We start from the raw sequence: 20729 nt of genomic DNA on the forward strand, positions 1-20729 counted from the left end.
GGCCTCGCGGCCGCCCTTTTCGATTCCGTCAGGAGGAAGAAGCCGGGCCGAGGCCCGGCGCTCCCCGTGGGCCTCAGTCGGCGGCCGGCTCGTCGGCCTTGGCCTTCGCCTCGAGATCCTCGCCGGTCTCCTGGTCGACGACCTTCATGGACAGGCGGGTCTTGCCGCGCTCGTCGAAGCCGAGCAGCTTGACCTTGACCTTCTCGCCTTCCTTGACGACGTCGGAGGGCTTCGCCACGCGCTCCTTGGCGAGCTGCGAGACGTGCACGAGGCCGTCCTTGGCGCCGAAGAAGTTCACGAAGGCGCCGAAATCGACCACCTTCACCACCGTGCCCTCGTAGATCTGGCCGATCTCGGGCTCGGAGGCGATGGACTTGATCCAGTTCAGCGCGGCCTTGATCGACTCGCCCGAGGCGGAGGCAACCTTCACGGTGCCGTCGTCCTCGATGTTGATCTTGGCGCCGGTCTTCTCGACGATCTCGCGGATCACCTTGCCGCCCGAGCCGATCACTTCACGGATCTTGTCGACCGGGATCTGGATCACCTCGATGCGCGGGGCATGCTCGCCGAGTTCGGCGCGGGCGCCGGTCAGCGCCTTGCTCATCTCGCCGAGGATGTGCGCGCGGCCATCCTTCGCCTGGCCGAGGGCGACCTTCATGATCTCCTCGGTGATGCCGGCGATCTTGATGTCCATCTGAAGGGCGGTGACGCCCTTCTCGGTGCCGGCCACCTTGAAGTCCATGTCGCCGAGATGATCCTCGTCGCCGAGGATGTCGGTCAGCACCGCGAAGCGCTCACCCTCGAGGATGAGGCCCATGGCGATGCCGGCCACCGGACGGCGCAGCGGCACGCCGGCATCCATCAGCGCCAGCGAGGTGCCGCAGACGGTCGCCATTGAGGAGGAGCCGTTCGACTCCAGGATCTCGGACACCGCGCGCAGCGTGTAGGGGAACTCATGCGCGGGCGGCAGGATCGGGCGGATGGCGCGCCAGGCGAGCTTGCCATGACCGATCTCGCGACGGCCGGGCGAACCCATGCGGCCGGTCTCGCCGACCGAGAAGGGGGGGAAGTTGTAGTGCAGCAGGAAGCGCTCCTTGTAGGTGCCTTCCAGGCTGTCGATGTACTGCTCGTCTTCGCCGGTGCCGAGCGTGGCGACGACCAGGGCCTGCGTCTCGCCGCGGGTGAACAGCGAGGAGCCATGGGCGCGCGGCAGCACGCCGACTTCGGAGACGATCGGGCGCACGGTCTTGGTGTCGCGGCCGTCGATGCGGATCCCCTCGTCGAGGATGGTCCAGCGGACGATCTTGGCCTCGAGCTCCTTGAGCACTTCGCCAAGGGTCTGGGCGTCCGGCACGTCCTTGCCCTCGGCGGCGAGCGCGGCGTAATGCGCCTTCGCCTTGGACTTGGCGGCGCCGACGGCTTCGTAGCGGTCCTGCTTGCGGGCGATCTTGTAGGCGTCGCGCAGGTCCGCCTCGATCAGGCCGCGCAGCTCGGTCTCGAGCGCGGAATGGTCGGGAGCGCTGAACTCGCGCGGCTCCTTGGCGGCCTTCTCGGCGAGACGGATGATCGCGTCGATCACCGGCTGGAAGTGGCGGTGGCCGAACATGACCGCGCCGAGCATGACTTCCTCGGACAGCTCCTTGGCTTCCGATTCGACCATCAGCACGGCGTCGGCGGTGCCGGCGACCACGAGGTCGAGCGCCGATTCCTTGACCTCGTCGACGGTCGGGTTCAGCACATACTCATTGTCGATGAAGCCGACACGGGCGCCGCCGATCGGGCCCATGAAGGGCACGCCCGACAGAGTGAGCGCGGCGGACGCGGCGACCATGGCGACCACGTCCGGGTCGTTTTCGAGATCGTGCGAGAGCACGGTCACGACGACCTGGGTGTCGTTCTTGTAGCCTTCGGCGAAGAGCGGGCGGATCGGGCGGTCGATGAGGCGGGAGACCAGCGTCTCCTTCTCGCTCGGACGGCCTTCACGCTTGAAATAGCCGCCGGGAATGCGGCCGGCCGCGTAGGCCTTTTCCTGGTAGTTCACGGTCAGCGGGAAGAAGTCCTGGCCGGGCTTCGGCGCCTTGGCCGAGACGGCGGTGGCGAGCACGGTGGTGTCGCCATAGGTCGCGAGCACGGCGCCATCGGCCTGGCGCGCCATGCGGCCGGTCTCGAGGACGAGCGTGCGCCCACCCCAGTCGAGTTCCTCGCGGTGAATATCGAACATGTCTGTCTCTGGCTTTCCGAAACGGGGCCAGGGCAAGACGGCGAGAGGCTCGGTGCAGGACCCGGTTGGCGGACCTGCCTGCGAGCCCCCGGCGATCCTGCCATGGCGCGCCGCTTCTCGTCGGACGCGGCGAGCCCCATGCCCGCCGCCTTTACGGTCGTCGGCGTGGCGGACCATCCGCGCGCGCCGTCTTCAAAGGCACGAGGCCCGCGCCGTTACAGCGCGAGCCTCGCGTCGTGCATCAGCGGCGAATGCCCAGCCGCTCGATCAGGGCCTTGTAGCGGCCTTCCTCGGTCTTCTTGAGATAGTCGAGGAGGCCACGGCGCTGGGACACCAGCTTCAGCAGGCCACGCCGGGAATGGTTGTCCTTGGCGTGGGTCTTGAAGTGGCCGGTGAGGTTGGCGATGCGCTCGGTGAGGATCGCGACCTGCACTTCGGCGGAGCCGGTGTCGCCCGGCTTGGTGGCGTATTCGGTGATGAGCGCCTGCTTGCGCTCGGCAGTGATCGACATCGGGTGGTCCTTTCAGTGTCTAGAAGAAAGAGCGGGCGCGGCACGGGCCTCAAGGCCCTGTCCGGGGTCGCCTGCCGGGTCCGTCGTTCGGCCGGGCCGGGATGTCGTCCAGCGCGGTCAAAGCAAACGGGTCGCGCGGACGCCTGTCCGCAACGCGCCGGCACCATACACGAAATCGCGCCGTTGGCTAGCGGATGCCGGCGGGAGGCACGGGCCGGAAAGCGGCGCTGCCGCTCACAGATAGGGCTGTTCGACCAGCGCCGAGGTGGCATAGCGCTGGCGCAGCTCGGCCTGCTTGCCGCGGATCATGCCGGGGATGAGAAAGCCGTCGACGATCCACCAGATGAAGCCGACCACCAGGAAGTAGCTGAGGATCTGCAGCACCGCCGTGCCCGGCCGCCCGAGATAGAAGCGGTGCGCCGAGACGAAGCCGAGGAAGAACCACAGGAGATAGGCCGCGGTCGCCGACGGGCTCTCATTGGCGATGCGCGTTTCGATCAGAATCTTGTCCTGCGTCGTCAGTCCCATGGTCGCCTCATGTGTCATGGACGGTAGAGTGATCCGCCACGGGCGGGGCGTCAACGCGGGCCGTCCGTCGGGCCGCTCCAGATGCAGATCGGCCCGGCGCAGGGCCGGGCCGTGACGGGGCGTTGGTGCGCGCTGGCCTATTTGCCGGCGTGGAAGATGCGCTTGGGGTAGATCTCGCCCGCCTCGGCCTCGCCGAGCGCGATGAGGCGCCCGCCGGCGGTGATCGCCACCGGCCCTTCGAGGATCGGCGCGTCGCGTCCGCGCAGGATGATCGGCTGGCCATGGGCGAGCCGCGCCGCATCGGCGGGGGAGACCCGCAGGCTGGGAAGTGTGTCGAGCCCGACCGAGACCGGGCGCAGCACATGCAGCGGTGCGGCGTCGTCGCGCTCCTCGGACCAGGCGCGCAGCGTGGCGAGCGGCACCAGTTCTTCCTCGGCGAAGGTGCCGACGCGGGCGCGGCGCAGCGCCGAGATGTGGCCATGCGTGCCGAGGCGCCGGCCCATGTCGCGGGCGAGCGAGCGCACATAGGTGCCCTTGCCGCATTCGGTCTCGAACACCGCATGGTCGGCGTCGGGCATGTCGACCAGTTCCAGCGAATGCACCACAACGGTGCGGGCGGCGAGCTCGACCTGGATGCCGTCGCGGGCGAGATCATAGGCGCGCTCGCCATTGATCTTCAGCGCCGAGAAGGCGGGCGGCACCTGCTCGATCTGGCCGCGGAACTCGTCGAGGATACCGAGAATGGCGTCGCGGTCCGGGCGGATGGCGGAGTCGGCGACCGCCTTGCCCTCGCTGTCATCCGTGTCGGTCTCGACACCCCAGCGCACGGTGAAGCGGTAGACCTTGCGCCCGTCCATGACGAAGGGAACGGTCTTGGTCGCCTCGCCCAGCGCGATCGGCAGGCAGCCGGAGGCGAGCGGGTCGAGCGTGCCGGCATGGCCGGCCTTCTTGGCCTGGAACAGCCATTTGACCGCGCCGACCGCCTGGGTCGAGGTCATGCCGACCGGCTTGTCGAGCAGCACCCAGCCATCGACATCGCGCTTGGGCCGGCGCTTGCGCGGCGGCAGCTCGGCAGGGGCTTCGGTGGGGGGGGCAGCGACGGTCGCCGGAGCGGCGATCAGGGCCGCGTCCAGAACGGCTTCCTCGCCGAGAGCGTCGTCGCGGAGGGCCTTGGGGGCAAGCGGGGCGTTCATTCGTCGGTCTCGCTGTCGGTCGTGTCGGTTTCGAGGTCGCGCTGCACCACGGGCGAGCGCAGCAGGGCGTCGATCCGCGAGCCCTCCTCGAAGGAGGTGTCGATGCGGAAACGCAGTTCCGGCACGAATTTGAGTTCGACGCGGCGGCCGATGGCCCCGCGCAGCGGCTTGGCGTTGGTCGCCAGCGCGTCGATCGCCGCCTTGGTGTCCTTGCCGCCGAGCGGCATGACGAAGCAGGTGGCGATCTTCAGGTCCGGGCTCATCCGCACCTCGGGCACGGTGATCAGCACCTTGGTGAGCGCGGGATCGGGCAGGTCGCCGCGCGCGAGAATGTCCGAGAGGGCGTGGCGGACCAGTTCGCCCACGCGCAACTGGCGCTGGCTCGGGCCGGAGCCCGAGCTCGCTCTGTTCTTCATGATGCACAAACCTTCAGGGCTCCCGCCCGGCGCACCGGGCCGGCGGAGCCGGCTTCGACCGGAAGGCGCGGGTTTGGACCGCACCTTCCCGTGGAGTGTCGCGTCCCCTCAGGAGACGCGCCGACGCCCCGCGAACGGGGCGCCATGGATCACAGCGTGCGCTGCACGACCTCGACGCGGTAGCACTCGATGACGTCGCCGGCGCGCATGTCCTGGTAGTTCTCGAAGGACATGCCGCATTCCTGGCCGGACTGCACCGTGTTGACCGCATCCTTGAAGCGGTTCAGCGTCGCAAGCTTGCCCTCGTGGATCACGACGTTGTCGCGGATCAGGCGGACATGCTGGCCGCGCTCGACGATGCCGTCGGTGACGAGGCAGCCCGCCACCTTGCCGACCTTGGAGACGCCGAAGATCTCCTTGATCAGGGCGTTGCCGAGCATGGTCTCGCGGTTCACCGGGGCCAGCAGGCCACCCATCGCCGCCTTCACGTCATCCACCAGGTCGTAGATGATGTTGTACTGGCGGATCTCGATGCCGGCACGGTCCGCGGCGTCGCGGGCTTCCTTGTTGGCGCGCACGTTGAACGCGATGATCGCCGCGCCGGCCGTCTCGGCCAGCGTCACGTCGCTCTCGTTCACGCCGCCCGCGCCGGAGTGGATGATGCGGGCCTGCACCTCGTCGGTGCCGAGCTTCTCCAGCGAGGAGATGATCGCTTCCACCGAACCGGACACGTCGCCCTTGATGATGAGCGGGAATTCCTTCCGGCCGGTCGTCTTGGCCTGGCTCATCATCTGCTCCAGCGAGCCGCGGACGGTGGCGGAACGGGCCGCCGCCTTCTCGCGCTTCTGGCGCTGGCGATAGTCGGTGATCTCACGGGCGCGGGCTTCGCTCTCCACCACCGCGAGACGGTCGCCCGCCTCCGGCGTGCCGTTGAAGCCGAGCACCTCGACCGGGAAGGACGGGCCGGCACCGGCGACATTGGCGCCCTTGTCGTCGATCAGCGCGCGGACGCGGCCGAACTCGGCCCCGGCCACGACGATGTCGCCGACGCGCAGCGTGCCGCGCTGGACCAGCACGGTGGCAACCGGGCCGCGACCACGGTCGAGCTTGGCCTCGATGACGGTGCCTTCCGCGACGCGGTTCGGGTTCGCCTTGAGGTCGAGCACTTCCGCCTGCAGGCTGATCGCCTCCAGCAGCTTGTCGAGATTGGTCTGGGCCTTGGCCGAGACCTCGACTTCCAGCGTGTCGCCGCCGAGGCTTTCCACCTGAACCTCGTACTGCAGCAGTTCGCTGCGCACGCGCTCGGGCTTGGCGTCCGGCTTGTCGATCTTGTTGATCGCCACGATCAGCGGCACCTTGGCGGCGCGCGCGTGATTGATGGCCTCGACCGTCTGCGGCATGACGCCGTCATCGGCCGCGACCACCAGCACCACGATGTCCGTCACCTTCGCGCCACGGGCACGCATCGCCGTGAAGGCGGCGTGGCCGGGGGTGTCGATGAAGGTCACCTTGCCGCCGAGCGGGGAGGTCACCTGATAGGCGCCGATATGCTGGGTGATGCCGCCGGCTTCGCCGGAGACGACATTGGCCTTGCGGATGGCGTCGAGCAGCGAGGTCTTGCCGTGGTCGACATGGCCCATGATGGTCACGACCGGCGGACGCGACACCAGCTCGTCGTCGGTGTCGGCCGTATCGAACAGGCCTTCCTCGACGTCGGATTCGGCGACGCGGCGCACGCTGTGGCCGAGTTCCTCGGCGATGAGCTGGGCCGTGTCGGCGTCGATCACGTCGGTGATCTTCACCATCTGGCCCTGCTTCATCAGCAGGCGGATGACGTCGACCGCGCGCTCGGCCATGCGGTTGGCGAGCTCCTGGATGGAGATCGTCTCCGGGACCGTCACTTCACGCGCGATCTTCTCCTTCGCCTCGACATGGCGATGACCGCTCATGCGCTGGGTGCGGCGGCGGAAGGAGGCGACCGAACGCTGGCGCTCGTCCTCGGAGGACTGGGCGGTGACGACGGTCAGGCGGCCACGGCTCTTCTCGGGGCCGGCCGGACGGGTCGGCTTGGGCGGGGTGACCGGACGCGCGGGAGCGCCACCGGGGCCACGACGGACCGGACGGCGATCGTCCTCCTCGGAATCCATCGCGTTCGGGCTGCGCGGGGTCGCCACGCGCGGCGCGCCGGGAGCGGCGGCCGTGGAGGGGGCGGGCGCGGCCGGCTGGGCGGCGCGCGGCGCTGCCGGGGCGGAGGGCGCGGCGGCCGGCTGGTTCTCGCCGAAACGCTTGCGGGCCTCTTCCTCGGACTTGCGCTTGGCTTCGTCGTCGGCGGCGCGGCGGGCCTCTTCCTCACGCTTGCGCGCTTCGGCGGCCTCACGCTCGATCTTCTCGCGCGCCTCGCGCTCGGCGCGGCGGCGGGCTTCTTCCTCGGCGCGCTTGCGTTCCTCGACCTCGCGGACGCGGGCGTCCTGCAGGGCCGCGGTGCGGGCGCGGGCCTCTTCCTCGGTCAGCGAACGCAGCACGACACCGCCCGGGCGCGGGCCCTGCGGGGCCGGACGCGGCGCCGAGAGGTTGGCGTTCGGCGAGGGCTGGGTGCTGCGCAGCGGCGGGCGCGCGGCCTGCGCCGCCGGAGCGGGGCGGGCCGGCGACGCGGCGGGAGCCGGAGCGGGACGGGACGGCTGGGCCGACGCCGGGGCCGGAGAAGGGGCAGCCGCGACCGGCGCCTCGGGCTTGTCGCCCGGGCCAAGTACACGACGCTTCACCTTCTCGACCACGACGGACTTGGACCGTCCATGGCTGAAGCTCTGGCGGACGACGCCCTGCTCGACAGGTCGCTTGAGCGTGAGGGTCTTGCCCCCCTGGCCAGCACCCTGGCCAACGCCCACCGTCTTCTCGCCCGGGTTCTTCGTATCGGTCATTCGGTATCCGTTCCTGTGCACTCCCGCCCCGTGCGTGAATGCGTCACTTATCGTTCGGCGACTGGCTTAGTCGGCGCGCCAGTCTTCGAGCCTTTTTACACGCGCGAGGAAGCCCGCGCTCGTCGGATGCGCAAGCAGCGCAGCATGTACCACATTTGCCCGCCCGAGTGCCAAGTCCAATTGCGCGCCCGGAAAGGCCATGACGCGGGCGATTTCCCGTCCCGCGGCCTCGCCGATCCGGCGGGCCAGTGCATCGAGTTTCGCCATCCCGTCCTCGGCCGCGTCCGCCGCGTGCATCAGCCCCGCGACGGGCACCTGCTTCATGCCCGGCCGCGGCGCCGCAGCCTGCAGCGCCTCGACCACCTTGGCATTGCCCGTCACCACCCGCCCGGCCTTGTTGGCGAGAGCGAGGGCGGCGAGCGCGTCCTTTTCGAGCAGCGCCCCCACCAGATCGGGGAGGCTCTCCTCGGCACGGCCACGGCCACGAAAGGCGCGGCCGAAAGCCTTCTTCTTCATCGCCTGGCGCAGCGCCGCGCGATTGGCGGCGACCCAGGCGCCGCGACCCGGCAGGCGGGCCGCGAGATCGGGAACCACCACGCCGTCGGGACCGACGACGAAGCGGATCATCCGGTCGACCGGCATCACCTCGCGGGTGGCGAGGCACTGCCTTGTGGTCTCCCGACGCGCGGCCGCGGGGCCGGCATCGGTTTCCGGCAGCTCCGGTTCCGCCACCTCGGTGCCGGCCGCAGCCGCATCGGCGGTGGGCACGTTAATCTCGGGCACGTTCGTCTCGGGCACGTCCGTGCCGGGCACCGTGTTCTCGTCAGGCATTCCCGCCTCCGTCCCCGGCGCCCAAGACGCGGCCAGAGCCGATCAGGCCCGGGCCTCGTCCTCGGCTTCCGCCTCGCCGTCCGCCGCGTCCTCACCGGCCACGGCCAGCTCCGACTCGTCGATCCAGCCGGCCTTGACGCGGGCCTGCATCACCATCGCCTCGGCCTCCTCGCGGGAGATCTCGAAGCCTTCCAGCGCGCCCGGCGTGCGGACGGTTTCGCCGTCCTTGCGCTCGGTCCAGCCGACGAGGTCGTCGGTGGCGCAGCCGGCAAGGTCCTCGACCGACTTGATGTCGTTCTCGCCGAACGCCACCAGCATGGCCGAAGTCACGCCCGGCACCTCGCGCAGGTCGTCGGCGACGCCCAGCTCGCGGCGGCGCGCGTCGAGATCGGCCTCGACCTGCGCCAGATAGTTCTGGGCGCGGCTCTGCAGTTCCTGCGCCGTGTCCTCGTCGAAGCCCTCAATGCCGGCGAGCTCGTTGAGCGGCACATAGGCCAGCTCTTCCAGCGTCGCGAAGCCCTCGGAGGCCAGAAGCTGGCCCATCATCTCGTCGAGATCGAGCGCCTCGGCGAAGATCTTCGAGCGCTCGGCGAATTCCTTCTGGCGCCGCTCGCTCTCTTCCGCCTCGGTCATGATGTCGATGTCCCAGCCGGTGAGCTGGGAAGCGAGGCGGACATTCTGGCCGCGACGGCCGATCGCCAGGCTTAGTTGGGCATCGGGCACCACGACTTCAATACGCTCGCTATCCTCGTCGAGCACCACCTTGACCACTTCGGCCGGGGCGAGCGCGTTGACGATGAAGGTCGCGACGTCCGGCGACCACGGGATGATGTCGATCTTCTCGCCCTGCAGCTCGTTCACCACGGCCTGCACGCGCGAGCCGCGCATGCCGACGCAGGCGCCGACCGGGTCCACCGAGGAATCGCGCGAGGTGACGGCGATCTTGGCGCGCGAGCCGGGGTCGCGGGCGACCGCCTTGATCTCGACGATGCCGTCATAGATTTCCGGCACTTCCTGCGCGAACAGCTTCGCCATGAACTGCGGATGGGTGCGCGACAGGAAGATCTGCGGGCCGCGCGGTTCGCGCCGCACGTCATAGACATAGGCGCGGATGCGGTCGCTGACCTTGAAGACTTCGCGCGGCAGCAGCTCGTCGCGGCGCAGCGAGGCTTCGCCCTTGCCGAGATCGACGACCACGTTGCCATATTCGACGCGCTTGACCGCGCCGTTGACGATCTCGCCGATGCGATCCTTGAACTCGTCATACTGCCGGTCGCGCTCGGCCTCGCGCACCTTCTGCACGATGACCTGCTTGGCGCTCTGCGCGGCGATACGGCCGAAATCGAAGGGCGGCAGCGTGTCGGCGATGGAATCGCCGACCTGCGCGGCCGGATTCAGCCGGTTGGCGCTGGCGAGGTCAATCTCGATGGCGGGGTTGTCGACCTGATCGACCACGAGAAGATGGCGCGCCAGGCGCAGCTCGCCGGTGCGCGGGTTGATCTCGGCGTGGATGTCGGTCTCCGCGCCGTAGCGCGAGCGGGCCGCCTTGGCGATCGCATCTTCCATGGCGGCGATGACGATGCCCCGGTCGATCGATTTCTCGCGCGCGACCGCATCGGCGATCTGCAGGAGTTCGAGCCGGTTTGCGCTGACCACTGCCATCAGTGGATCTCCTTCGCGAAAGATTTGCGTTTGGCGTTGGATTTCTTGCCGGGCTTGGCGGCGCCCTTCGGCTTGAAGGCGGGCTTCGCCTTCACCTTGCCGCGCACCGGCATCTTCTTCGGCGGGATGGCGCGCGTGGGGGAAGCCTCACCCGCCTCCTCGCTCGCGTCCTCGTCACCGTCGGTCTCGTCCTCGAGCGCGTCGCCGAGATCGGCCGTGTCGATGTCGTCCTCGTCGATGCCCGCGCCCTCGCGCAGCGCCTTGTCGCGCCGCAGCGCCTCGCGGATCAGCGCCTCGGTCATGACGAGGCGCGCCTCGCCAATGTCGGCGATCGGCAGGGCGAACAGGTCCGGCGTGCCGGCCGGGGCGTCGGGCAGGCGCACCAGCGCCTCGCCGTTCTGCGCGCCGGTCAGCATGCCGCGAAAGCGCTTGCGGCCCTCCAGCGGCACGGCCATCTCGACCTTCACCTCATGGCCGGCCCAGCGCTCGAAATCGCTGAGGCGCACCAGCGGGCGGTCGATGCCGGGCGAGGACATTTCCAGCGTGTAGGCGCCGGAGATCGGATCCTCGACATCGAGCACCGGCGAGATGGCGCGGCTCGCCGCCTCGCATTCCTCGATACCGAAACTGCCATCGGGCCGCTCGGCCATGATCTGCAGCGTTATGCCCTCGCGGCCCGACAGCCGGACCCGCACAAGGCGGAAGCCGAGGCCCTGGAGCACCGGGCCGACAATGCCGGCGACCCGCGCGGCCGGACCGGTCTCGGTCACGAGCCGCGGCTCGTCGAGGCGCGATTCCGGCGTGGTGGCCGCTTCGTTTGCCTGCTCGGCAGTGATGTTCTGTTCGCTCATCCGTCCCGTCCGAACCCATCAGGTCCGCAATGCAAAAAGAGCGGGTTCCGGCGGCGGAACCCACTCTCAACCGACCAGAAGTCGTTGTGAGATATTTGGATTGGCGGTCTTATACATCCAAACGCCCGCCGCTGGCAAGCACGGGCCGGAAGCGCCGCCTTGCGAGCCCCGGCCCGCCGTCGCATAAGCGGACCATGCTGCACCCGCCTGTATCCGCGCCATCCGCCGTGCTCACCGAACGCGCCCCCGCGAAGGTGAACCTGTCGCTGCGGGTGCTCGGACGGCGGGCGGACGGCTATCACGAACTGGCGAGCCTCGTCGCCTTTGCCGGCACCGCCGACCGGCTGTCGCTCCGGCCGGGAGACGAGCTGTCGCTGAGCCTCACCGGTCCGGGCGCGGCGGGGCTGGAGGCGGGGGCCGACAATCTGGTGCTGCGTGCCGCGCGCGACCTCGCCAGCCGCGTGCCCGGCCTTGGGCTCGGTTCTTTCACTCTCGACAAGCGTCTGCCCGTCGCCGCCGGCATTGGTGGCGGCTCGGCCGATGCGGCGGCGGCGCTGCGGCTGCTGGCCCGCGCCAATGGGCTGGCGCTGGGCGATCCGCGCCTCATGGCGGCGGCGCTCGTCACCGGTTCGGACGTGCCGGCCTGCCTTCTGGGGCGGGCCTGCCTCATGGGCGGGCGCGGCGAGAGCCTCACCCCCGTCGCCCTGCCGCGCTTCGGCGCCGTGCTGGTCAATCCGCGCGTGCCGGTCGCGACTTCCGGCGTGTTCCGCGCGCTGGCGCTGGAGCCGGGCACGGCACGGGCAAGCGCGACGCCGCTGCCCGCCTTCACCAGCCGCGCGGTGACGCTCAGCTGGCTCGCCGCCGAGCCGAACGACCTGGAGGCGCCCGCCCGCGCCCTCGCGCCGGTGCTGGATGAGGTGGAGGCGGCGTTGGCGGCGACACCGGCGGTCCGGCTGGCGCGCATGTCGGGTTCCGGCGCGACGATGTTCGCGCTCTATGACGACTGCCGCGCCGCCGCCCGCGCGGCTAAGCAGGTCGCCGCCGCCCGGCCCGGCTGGTGGGTGAAATCCACCGTGATCGGCTGAAGCGGGGGCCAACCCATGACCAGCGCGCTCGTCCCCACTGCCCTCCTCTTCGGCCTCGCCGCCTTTCTGGAAATTGCCGGCTGCTTCGCCTTCTGGGCGGTGTTGCGCAGCGGGGCGAACCCGCTCTGGCTGGTGCCGGGGGTGCTAAGCCTCATTGCCTTCGGCGCGGCGCTGACGCAGGTCGAGGCGAGCGCGGCCGGGCGCGCCTTCGCCGCCTATGGCGGGGTCTATGTCGCGGCCTCCCTCCTCTGGCTCTGGGCCGTCGAGGGCTTCCGGCCGGACCGCTGGGATCTGCTCGGCGGCGCCGTGTGCCTTTTTGGCGCGGCCATCGTGGTGTTCGGCCCACGCGGCTGACGCCTCAGCCCAGCACGGCCTCCAGCCGGCGCTTCACCTCGTCCTTGGCCGGCTCGGCGGCCTTGAGGATGGCCATTACGCGGAAGAAGTCGAGCACGCGGAAATCATGCACGTTCGGGCGGATGAGAATGTCCGGCGCGCCGGATTTCAGCTTCTCGCCGACAATCGAGCTCGCCATGATCTGCAGCGTGGCGAACATCGCCTCCAGCGATTGCGGGATGCCGCGCGTGTCCGCGCCATGGCCGCCGGTAATGTCCACCGCCAGCACGATGTCGGCCTTGGAGCGCAGGAGGTCGAAGGGCAGCGGGTTGACCGCGCCGCCATCGACCAGCGTGTGGCCGCCGAGTTCGACCGGGCGCATCAGGCCGGGAATGGCCAGCGAGGCGGCGATGGCCGGGCGGATCGGCCCGTGCTCGAACATCTTCTCGCAGCGGCCCCAATAATCCGTCGCCACCACCTGGAAGGGGATGGTGAGATCCTCGAAGCGCTCCGGCACCATATCGGGGAGGAAGCCGGCGACCACGCGCTCGGCATCGACCAGTACGGGATTGCCGAGGCCGCCGAACAGGTCGGCGATGCGCCCGACGCGGGCGGCGAGCAGGCGGCGCATCACCTCGCCGCGGTTGCGCAACGTGTGCGAGACGAGCTGCCGCAGATCCTTGGCCGGCATGCCGGCGGCGTAGATGCAGCCGAAGAAGCCGCCGATCGAGGCGCCGGCGATGGCGCAGGGGCGGATGCCGAGTTCGTCCAGCGCCTCCAGCACGACGATATGCGAGAGGCCGCGCGCCCCGCCTGAGCCCAGCGCCACGGCGATGCGCGGCCCGGCCGGTTCCGGCGTCGCCACGCTCTCGCCGGAGACGATGACGCCCTGATGGGGCGCCTCGCCGGGCGGATGGTGAAGGTCGGGGGCCGGGCGGGGATGGCGCCGACCGCGGGAAGAGGCGGGATGTTCGTCCATGGCCTCACCTCATGCCGCTGTCACGCGGCGATTCTGTGAACGGTGCCGCGCCGCGCCTATGTGGGGTCGCTGCCCAGCGCGCGCCAGGCAATGTCGCTGCGGCAGAAGCCGTCCGGCCAGTCGATGCGGGCGACCGCGTCATAGGCCCGTTCACGCGCCTCCGCCACATTGGCGCCGATGGCGGTGACATTGAGCACCCGCCCGCCATTGGCGACGAGCTCGCTGCCCGCCTGCTTCGTACCGGCATGGAACACCTTCACGCCGGGAATCTGCTCGGCAGCATTGATGCCGGCGATGCGCGTGCCCTTCTGGTAGCTGCCGGGATAGCCGCGCGCCGCCATGACGACGGTGATCGCCGCCTCGGGCTTCAGCGGCACCGGCTGGTCTTCCAGCCGGCCGGTGGCGACCGCGTGCAGGATCGGCAGCAGGTCGCCTTCCATGCGCAGCATCAGTACCTGGCATTCCGGGTCGCCGAAGCGGACATTGTATTCGATGAGCTTGGGCCCCTCGCGGGTGATCATCAGCCCGGCGAACAGCACGCCGCGATAGGCGCTCGCCGCATCGGCCAGCGCGCGGGCGGTCGGCTTGATGATGTCGTGCAGCGCGTGGCGCTCCATCTCGGCGGTGAAGACCGGGGCGGGCGAATAGGCGCCCATGCCGCCGGTGTTGGGGCCGCGATCGCCATCATAGGCGCGCTTGTGGTCCTGCGCCGAGCCGAAGGGCAGCACGGTCTCGCCATCCACGAGGCAGAAGAACGAGACTTCCTCGCCCTCCAGAAACTCCTCGATCAGGATCTCGGTGCCGGCCCCACCCATGGCGAACACCTCGTCGACGCCGTCCAGCGCCTCGTCGATGGTCATGGCGACGATCACACCCTTGCCCGCCATCAGCCCATCGGCCTTCAGCACGATGGGCGCGCCCTGGGCGCGGATGAAGGCGCGCGCGGCCTCGGCCTCAGTGAAGCGGCCGAAGGCGGCGGTCGGGATGTCGTGCGCCTTGCACAGTTCCTTGGTGAAGAGCTTGGAGCCTTCCAGCTGCGCGGCGACGCGGCGCGGGCCGAACACCGGCAATCCCTCAGTGATCAGCCGGTCGGCGATGCCGTCCACCAGCGGCGCTTCGGGGCCGACCACCACAAGGTCGATCTTCTCCGCGCCGCACAGGGTGACGATGGCGTCATGGTCGTCGAGCGGAATGTCGATGCAGGTCGCATGCCCGGCGATGCCCGGATTGCCCGGCACCGCAAAGAGCCGGCCGAGAAGCGGGCTCTGCGCCAGCTTCCAGGCGAGCGCGTGTTCGCGGCCACCCGAACCGAGCAGTAGAACATTCATGCGGCAAGCCTCCAGCACCCGGACATTGCGCTTCGCCTAAACGTTCAGGCGGCAGGGGGCAAGGGTTCGTGTCGCGGGCATCGGCCAAACGCCGTCATGGCCGGGCTTGGCCCGGCCATCCACGTCTCCTGGCCCCTCGCGCTAAAAGTCGTGGATGCCCAGGCCGAGCCCGGGATTAACGCGGCAGGTTCGCCGCTCACTCGTAGGCCAGCGCCACCACGGGGTCCATGCCGGCGGCCTTGCGGGCGGGGAGGTAGCCGAAGATCAGCCCGGTGAGGAAGGCGCAGCCAAAGGCCAGCACCGGCGGCAAGAGCGACAGCACGATGGTGACGCCGAGATATTCGAGCAGCAGCGCCACGCCGATGCCGAGCCCGACGCCCACCGCCCCGCCGACGCCGCACACCACCAGCGCCTCGGTGTTGAACTGCAGCATGATGTTGCTCATGCGCGCGCCGGTCGCCATGCGGATGCCGATCTCCCGGGTGCGCTCGGTGACGCTCACCAGCATGATGTTCATCACGCCGATGCCCGCCACCAGCAGCGAGATGGCGGCGACGCAGCCGAGCACGAGGGTGAGGGTGTTCTGCGTCTCCAGCGCCGTCTCGAGGAATTGCGCGGTGTTCCGCACCTGGAAATCCTCGACCTGATGGCGATCGGTGATGACGCGGGTGATGGCCTGCTCGACCTGCGGGATGTCCTCGGCCTTCTCCACCTTCACCGTGATGGAGTTGACGAAGCGCCGGCCGAACACCCGCACGAAGCCGGTGGAGATCGGCACCAGCGCCACGTCGTCCTGATCCTGGCCAAAGGCATTGGCGCCGCGCGGGGCGAGCACGCCGATCACCTCATAGGGCACGTTCTTCACCAGCACGTAGCGCCCAAGCGGATCATCCTCGCCGAACAGGTTGGTGACGACGGTCTGCCCGAGCACGATCACCGGCGCATAGGTGCGCACATCGGCGGCGGTGAACATCACGCCGCGCGCCAGCGCCCAGTCGCGGGCGTCGAGATAGTCGGCGCTGGTGGCGGTAACCGAGGTGTAATAGTCGGCCGAGCCGAAGCGCATCGTGTAGCGGCCGGCGCGCTCGGGCGCTACGGCGCTGATGCCCGGAATGACCCGTAACGCGTCGGCATCCTCCGGCAGAAGCGTCGCATTGTCGCCGCTGGTGCGGATGCCTGCCGCCCCCGGCCGCACGATCAGCAGATTGGTGCCGATCTGCGAAATGCGCTCCAGCACGCTCTGCTTGCCGCCATCGCCCACCGCCAGCATGGTGATGACCGAGGCGACGCCGATGACGATGCCGAGCAGCGTCAGCGCCGTGCGGAACACGTTGGCCGCCATGGAGGCGAAGGCCATGCGCACGGCTTCCGCCAGATCCGGCACGAAGCGGCCAAAGCCGCCCCCGCCGCCGGCGCGCGTTCCCGGCAGCGGCGCGCGGGCGGGTTCCGGCTCGCGCCGCTCGTCGGAGACGATGTGCCCGTCCTGAAAGCGCACCACGCGGCGGGCATGCGCGGCGACATCGGGGTCGTGGGTGATCAGGATGACCGTGTGGCCTTCCGCGTTCAGCTCGGTGAGCAGGGCCAGCACATCCTCGCCGCTGCGCGAATCGAGCGCGCCGGTCGGCTCGTCGGCGAGGATCACCGGCGCGGCGTTCATCAGCGCGCGGGCGATGGAGACGCGCTGCTGCTGGCCGCCGGAAAGCTGGTTCGGGCGGTGCTCGGCGCGATCGCCAAGGCCGAGCCGGGCGAGCAGCTGGTGCGAGCGGGTCTCTCGCCGCTCCTGCGGCGTGCCGGCATAAATGGCGGGAATTTCGACATTTTCCGCCGCCGTCAGCGTCGGCAGCAGATTGTAGCGCTGGAACACGAAGCCGAAGGTCGAGCAGCGCAGCGCCGCGAGCTGGTCGGGATCGAGATCCGCGACATCGACGCCGTCTACCCGGTAGGCGCCCGCCGAGGGGCGGTCGAGGCAGCCGACAATGTTCATCAGCGTCGACTTGCCCGAGCCGGACTGGCCCATGATGGCGACGAACTCGCCGGGATGGATGGCGAGCGACACGCGGTCGAGCGCGCGCACCACCGTCTCACCATTCGGGTAGATGCGGCTGACATCGGTAAGTTCGATGATCGGGCGCAGCGGCACCGCCTGCCCGGTTTCGGGGGCCGGCAATGCGTCGAGGCGCATCGCCACACCCTCGGTCCCATCCATCTCTCCCGGCATATCCTCGCTCATGCCGCCCTCCTCAGCCGAGGCGCGGCGGCATGGCGGGCGGGCGCTGGCCGCCCGGTCCACCCGGACGCGCGCCGGGGGCGCCGGTGCCGGTGACGACGGTGTCGCCGGGCGACAGCCCCTCGATCACCTGCGTCATGGTGCGGTTGGCGATGCCGATCTTGATGTTGCGCTCCTGCGGCCCCTGCGGGGTCATCACGCGCACGGTCGCGGTGCCGTCGCGGCGGGTGCGCACGGCGGCGGTCGGCACCAGCGGCACGCCCTTGGCCTCGCCGAGACGGAAGAAGACCTGCGCGGTCATGTTGGTCATCAGCGTCAGGTCGGGGTTGGGCACGTCGATCAGCACATTGTAGAGCACGACGTCGTTGACGATGGTCGGCGTCGGCTCGATCTGCCGCACCGCGCCCTCCCAGCGCCGGTCCGGCAGGCCGAGCGTGGAGAAATAGGCGGGGGTGCCGACGGTGATTTTCGGAATGTCGCCCTCGGCCACCTGCGCCGTCACCGTCATGGTCTGCAGGTCGGCGATGCGCAGCACGATAGGCGCGCTCTGGTTGGCGTTGAGCGTCGAGCCCTCGCGGGCGGTGATCGAGACCACCGTGCCGTCCATGGGCGCGTAAATCTTGGTGTAGCCGAGATTGGCGAGGTCGCCGTCGAGCGTCGCCTGCGTCTGGGCGATCTGGGCCTTCAGCGCGTCGATCTTGGCGATGGAGATGCGCATCGTGGCCTCGGCCGCCTCCGCCGCGTCACGGCTGCCGGCCTGCTTCGACCAGAGTTCCTGGGCGCGGTCGTTGCGCAGCCGGTCGAGCGTGAGCTGCGCCTCGGCCTGGGCGAGCTGGGCGCGCAGATTGTCGAGGCTGGCGCGGTCGCCATTCACGCGGGTCTGGTAGACGGTGGGGTCGATCTCGGCGAGCAGGTCGCCCTTCTTCACGATCGCCCCGACATCGGGATGGATCACCCGGAGCTGGCCGGAGACCTGCGTGCCGACATCGACATAGGTCTTGGGCTGCATATTGGCGATGGCGGTGACATTGGTCTGGATGTCGCCGATCTCGACCTTGGCGGTCTGGAACTCGGGCGCGGCCGGCGCCTGAGCGCGGGTGCCATAATAGTAGCCGCCCGCGCACGCCGCCACGAGAACGGCCAGGCCAACCCAGCGCCACCGCCTGCGTCGCCGCACCGTCGTTCCCGCCTTCCAGCCGCTCTCAGACCTTTGAAGCATCGCGTATCCACCCGCCTTTCCCACACTTTCGGGATAAGGCCGAAGCGGGGGCGGACCAAGTGAATTCGCGGTAATGATAGGCAGAGCCTATCGAATTGGAAAAGCTCCAAATTTCGGCATTTCCGGCCGACGGGCGGCGGCTTCAGGAATCGTGCGGGCGGTAGTCGCCGGTGGACGGGTCGCGGCGCAGCGTGCCGCGGCCGGCCTCGCGCGCCGCATCCGCCGCGCGCTGGGCATCCAGCTCGGCATTGACGCGCCGCGATTCACCGGCGAGCCGCTTCACCAGCGCGGCGGCGCCGAGGGCGCCGAGGGCGAGCACGAATAAGGGGGGCATGCGTTTGTCTCCCTCAGCCGGGTGTCACAGGCCGAAGCGGCCCCACAGGGCGCGCTCCTCGGCCTGGGCGGCCAGCGACTGGGCGAAGCCCGCCCCGGCGGCGCCGGCGGCATCCCCGCCAAGCGCGGAGAGGCCCGGCAGGCGGCGGCTGAAGAAGCCGGCGCGCTGTTCGATCACCGGGGTAAGCACCTTCTCGCCATAGCGCGCCCGCAGGAAGGAGCGCACCTCGCCGATGGAATCGACCAGCCCCAGCTCCTGCGCCTGCGGCGCCGCCCAGAACTCGCCGGAAAACAGCGTGTCGTCGTCGCCGGTGAGCACATCGCCCCGGCGCTGCTTCACCAGCCCGCTGAAGGCGGCGTGGATGTCCTGCTGGATCGCCTTGAGCCGCTCGATATCCTCGGCCTTTTCCGGCTGGAACGGGTCGAGCATCACCTTGCGCGTGCCGGCGGTGTAGACGCGCCGGTCGATGCCGAGCTTGTCGATCACCCGGTCGAAACCGAAGCCTGCGCTGACCACGCCGATCGAGCCGACGATCGAGAAGGGGTCGGCGACGATCTCATCCGCCGCGCAGGCCAACATGTAGCCGCCGGAAGCCGCGACATCCTCGACGAAGGCGATGACCGGGATCTTCTTTTCGTCCGCCAGCAGACGGATGCGCCGGTAGATGAGATGCGACTGCACCGGCGCGCCGCCCGGCGAGTTGATCACCAGCGCCACCGCCTTGGCGCCCTTCACCGCGAAGGCGCGGTCGAGCGTGCGGGAGATGCCGGCGAAGGTCAGGCCGGGATTGAACGGGCGCGCCATGCCGATGGCGCCGGAGAGCCGGACCACCGGGACGATGGCGGCACCCGCGCGCATACGCGCGGGCAGGATGGGATCGAGGCGGCGGCGGAGGTCGGCGAGAAATGAGCTGGCCATGGGTTCCCTGATGATCACCACCCGTCGTGATCTGCTTCTGACATAGGGTGCGAGGGGCCAAGGCTCAAGCGGGGGCCCTCAAGCGGTGCGCCTTGAACGCGCCGTCATAGCCCGCCCGCTTCCCGCAGCAGGCGCTCGGCGTTGAGGCTCGGGCGCCCGTCGTCACCGGCCAGCACGAGCGGCGGCAGAAAGGCCGGCGGGGTGCGCCGACCCTTGATCGCGCCGATCAGCAGGCGAATGGCCGGCGCGTCAGGGCGCGGATGCACCGCACGGATCGTCACGGCTCCGAAACGGCCTCTCAGCCCCGCCAGCAGCGCCTCGATGGCCTCCGGCCGGTGGATCAGCGCGAGACGCCCGGCCGGAGCGAGCAGCCGGTCGGCGGCCTTGATCCACATCTCCATCCCCACATCCGGCACGCTATGGGCGAGCGCTCGCCGCTCATGCGGGGAGGCGCGGTGGCGGGCGGGATCATTGAAGGGCGGGTTCATCAGCACGAGGTCAGCCGCCCCGGCCGCCGGTTCGGGCGGGCCGGCGGGCCGTCCCAGCGTCGCCACATCGGCCTCGACGACGCCCACGCGCCCGGCAAGATCCGGCGTCTGCCGGGCCGCGTTGCGGCGGGCGAGGGCAGCGGTGACGGGGTCGATCTCGACCAGCGTCACCACTACCTCGGGCACGCGGACCGCCAAGGCGAGCCCCGCCGTGCCGACGCCGGCGCCGAGATCGACCGCCATGCGGGCATCGGCCGGCGCGCTGGCGGCGAGCAGCAGCGCGTCATGACCGGCGCGGTGACCCCGCGCGGGCTGTAGCAGGTGCAGCCGCCCGCCGAGAAAGGCATCGTCGGTCAGCTCCGCGCGGATGTCAGCGGGCAAATTGGCAAAGGGCGCCGCGTCGGTTTCCATCACGCCGCCATCCCTCACTCGGCCCGCAGCTCGGCGCCGAGGCCGGCCTCGCGCAGCAGGGTGCGGGCGCGCGACATCTCGTCCTCCCCGACCAGAAGCCGGCGCGGCAGCAGGCCGATCGAGCCTTCCATCACGCTCATATGCTGGTCGAGCACGAGATGGACGATGCCCGCCCCGTCAAGCAGCGCCTCGACGGCGGAAAGCAGCACGATGTCGTTGGTCCGAAGCAGTTCACGCATGGCGCCATAGTGGCATGAAAGCGCGCGTCGCGCCTGA

Annotated in this window: 19 protein-coding genes; 2 read left to right on the top strand and 17 right to left on the bottom strand. The window is 69.9% G+C overall.

The genetic code is table 11. From position 1 onward, the window contains the following. Window positions 1-73 precede the first annotated feature (73 nt). From pnp to rimP, 9 genes are all read right to left on the bottom strand, one after another. On the bottom strand, window positions 74-2221 hold the full coding sequence (gene pnp / locus AncyloWKF20_RS16470) for a polyribonucleotide nucleotidyltransferase (RefSeq protein WP_279315070.1): 2148 nt from the start codon (window positions 2219-2221) through the stop codon (window positions 74-76). Between the two features lie 241 nt (window positions 2222-2462). Next, the gene (rpsO, locus tag AncyloWKF20_RS16475) at window positions 2463-2732 is read right to left on the bottom strand and encodes a 30S ribosomal protein S15 (RefSeq protein WP_267584422.1); all 270 of its coding nucleotides are present in this window, start codon (window positions 2730-2732) and stop codon (window positions 2463-2465) included. 234 nt (window positions 2733-2966) lie between these two features. Further along, window positions 2967-3260 carry a TM2 domain-containing protein gene (locus AncyloWKF20_RS16480; protein ID WP_279315071.1) on the bottom strand — a complete coding sequence of 98 codons (294 nt, stop codon included), beginning with the start codon at window positions 3258-3260 and terminating at the stop codon, window positions 2967-2969. 137 nt (window positions 3261-3397) lie between these two features. Then, window positions 3398-4453, bottom strand: coding sequence for a tRNA pseudouridine(55) synthase TruB (truB, locus tag AncyloWKF20_RS16485; protein WP_279315072.1), 1056 nt, complete (start codon window positions 4451-4453; stop codon window positions 3398-3400). Next, window positions 4450-4869, bottom strand: coding sequence for a 30S ribosome-binding factor RbfA (rbfA, locus tag AncyloWKF20_RS16490; RefSeq protein WP_279315073.1), 420 nt, complete (start codon window positions 4867-4869; stop codon window positions 4450-4452). The genes truB and rbfA overlap by 4 nt, the downstream gene beginning before the upstream one ends. A gap of 149 nt (window positions 4870-5018) precedes the next feature. Continuing rightward, complete coding sequence (gene infB / locus AncyloWKF20_RS16495; protein ID WP_279315074.1) at window positions 5019-7787, bottom strand: translation initiation factor IF-2; 2769 nt, start codon at window positions 7785-7787, stop codon at window positions 5019-5021. Window positions 7788-7853: 66 nt separating this feature from the next. After that, window positions 7854-8618, bottom strand: coding sequence for an RNA-binding protein (locus tag AncyloWKF20_RS16500; RefSeq protein ID WP_279315075.1), 765 nt, complete (start codon window positions 8616-8618; stop codon window positions 7854-7856). Window positions 8619-8660: 42 nt separating this feature from the next. Beyond that, window positions 8661-10280, bottom strand: a complete 1620-nt coding sequence (nusA, locus tag AncyloWKF20_RS16505) for a transcription termination factor NusA (protein WP_279315076.1) — start codon at window positions 10278-10280, stop codon at window positions 8661-8663. Next, window positions 10280-11131, bottom strand: a complete 852-nt coding sequence (gene rimP, locus AncyloWKF20_RS16510; RefSeq protein ID WP_279315077.1) for a ribosome maturation factor RimP — start codon at window positions 11129-11131, stop codon at window positions 10280-10282. Before rimP ends, nusA begins: the two co-directional genes overlap by 1 nt. Before the next feature lie 194 nt (window positions 11132-11325). Here rimP and AncyloWKF20_RS16515 point away from each other — a divergent pair, with 194 nt between their 5' ends. Further along, window positions 11326-12216, top strand: a complete 891-nt coding sequence (locus AncyloWKF20_RS16515) for a 4-(cytidine 5'-diphospho)-2-C-methyl-D-erythritol kinase (protein WP_279315078.1) — start codon at window positions 11326-11328, stop codon at window positions 12214-12216. Between the two features lie 15 nt (window positions 12217-12231). After that, window positions 12232-12570 (top strand): YnfA family protein, encoded by a 339-nt coding sequence (locus tag AncyloWKF20_RS16520; protein WP_279315079.1) that lies wholly within the window; start codon window positions 12232-12234, stop codon window positions 12568-12570. Window positions 12571-12574: 4 nt separating this feature from the next. Here AncyloWKF20_RS16520 and AncyloWKF20_RS16525 read toward each other — a convergent pair whose 3' ends face one another. The 8 genes from AncyloWKF20_RS16525 to AncyloWKF20_RS16560 form a co-directional block, all read right to left on the bottom strand. Continuing rightward, the gene (locus AncyloWKF20_RS16525) at window positions 12575-13528 is read right to left on the bottom strand and encodes a patatin-like phospholipase family protein (protein WP_279315080.1); all 954 of its coding nucleotides are present in this window, start codon (window positions 13526-13528) and stop codon (window positions 12575-12577) included. A 56-nt stretch (window positions 13529-13584) separates the two neighbouring features. Further along, window positions 13585-14856 carry a phosphoribosylamine--glycine ligase gene (gene purD / locus AncyloWKF20_RS16530; protein ID WP_279315081.1) on the bottom strand — a complete coding sequence of 424 codons (1272 nt, stop codon included), beginning with the start codon at window positions 14854-14856 and terminating at the stop codon, window positions 13585-13587. Between the two features lie 196 nt (window positions 14857-15052). Beyond that, window positions 15053-17038 carry a MacB family efflux pump subunit gene (locus AncyloWKF20_RS16535; protein WP_279318005.1) on the bottom strand — a complete coding sequence of 662 codons (1986 nt, stop codon included), beginning with the start codon at window positions 17036-17038 and terminating at the stop codon, window positions 15053-15055. A gap of 58 nt (window positions 17039-17096) precedes the next feature. Beyond that, entirely contained in the window at window positions 17097-18215 is a 1119-nt protein-coding gene (locus AncyloWKF20_RS16540) for an efflux RND transporter periplasmic adaptor subunit (protein ID WP_279315082.1), read from the bottom strand. Window positions 18216-18444: 229 nt separating this feature from the next. Beyond that, the gene (locus AncyloWKF20_RS16545; RefSeq protein WP_267584409.1) at window positions 18445-18636 is read right to left on the bottom strand and encodes a hypothetical protein; all 192 of its coding nucleotides are present in this window, start codon (window positions 18634-18636) and stop codon (window positions 18445-18447) included. Between the two features lie 24 nt (window positions 18637-18660). Further along, complete coding sequence (locus tag AncyloWKF20_RS16550) at window positions 18661-19554, bottom strand: S49 family peptidase (RefSeq protein ID WP_279315083.1); 894 nt, start codon at window positions 19552-19554, stop codon at window positions 18661-18663. Window positions 19555-19658: 104 nt separating this feature from the next. Then, on the bottom strand, window positions 19659-20453 hold the full coding sequence (locus AncyloWKF20_RS16555; protein WP_279318006.1) for a methyltransferase: 795 nt from the start codon (window positions 20451-20453) through the stop codon (window positions 19659-19661). A gap of 14 nt (window positions 20454-20467) precedes the next feature. Continuing rightward, window positions 20468-20692 (bottom strand): DUF2007 domain-containing protein, encoded by a 225-nt coding sequence (locus AncyloWKF20_RS16560; protein ID WP_279315084.1) that lies wholly within the window; start codon window positions 20690-20692, stop codon window positions 20468-20470. Between the last annotated feature and the right edge of the window lie 37 nt (window positions 20693-20729).

This window comes from Ancylobacter sp. WKF20 (assembly GCF_029760895.1).
Taxonomy (GTDB): Bacteria; Pseudomonadota; Alphaproteobacteria; order Rhizobiales; family Xanthobacteraceae; genus Ancylobacter.